Below are 883 nucleotides of genomic sequence, written 5' to 3' on the forward strand. Positions count from 1 at the left end.
GCCGCCTTGCCGACATACGTCATCGGGTCGATGACCCGCCCCGCCTTGCCCGCCACCGACAGCGCCCTGGCGACCACACCCGCCTTCCCCGCACCCGACGCCGCACCCCCCGCACCACCCGTGAACACCGTCGTCAACACATTGAACGTCACCGCACCCGCAGCACGAGCCGGGTTCTTACCCCACTCGTCCCACGCCACCAACGCCTTGCCCGTCTCCTTCATCGCCGTACGCGAATCACGAAACCACGACGGCAACTTGTCATCCGGCAACGCCCAGAACAACGTCCCCACACCCGGAATCGACGAGACCGCCAACCCCGTCGCCAACTGCGCCAGACCCTTCCACGCCTGACCCATCGCATCCCAGCCACCAAAACCCACCAGCGTCCCAAGGCCCTTGACCGTGCCCCAGACCCCATCCACGATCAGCCCGTCCCACACAAAGGACTTCACCCAATGGCCGACCTCGTACCAGTGATGCCGCTCCTCCACCGGGTCACCCCAGGGAAGCTTCGCGTTCCTCATATCAGCCGCATCGAACCCGTACTGGTCCTTACGGCCCGAACCATCCCCCGCCACCATCCGCGTCCCACCGAACAACGCAGTGATCTTGTTGTGACACGTCCGCTCCGCCGCCCAGAACGCCGCCACCGCAGCCGTCACGCCATCACGGATCCGATTGTGCCTGTCGACCTTGTCCCCGTCGTACTCCCAGTCCCCGTCATCCCTGACCGAGTCCACAAAGGCCGCCGCATCGATCTTCAACTGCTTCAGCCTGTCCACCAGCGGACGAATCTCCGCCGCATACGACGACAACGCCGACGACACCTTCTCCAAATCGTCCGCGAAACCATCCGCCCGATCCTCAACCGGCTTCGTCG

1 pseudogene is annotated in these 883 nt (G+C 64.9%); it reads right to left on the reverse strand.

Features of this window, described 5'->3' with window-relative positions:
- Positions 1 to 883, reverse strand: a pseudogene (locus tag ACFSL4_RS37350) (hypothetical protein); the annotation flags it as partial.

The organism is Streptomyces caeni, from assembly GCF_042678285.1.
Taxonomy (GTDB): Bacteria; Actinomycetota; Actinomycetes; order Streptomycetales; family Streptomycetaceae; genus Streptomyces; species Streptomyces caeni.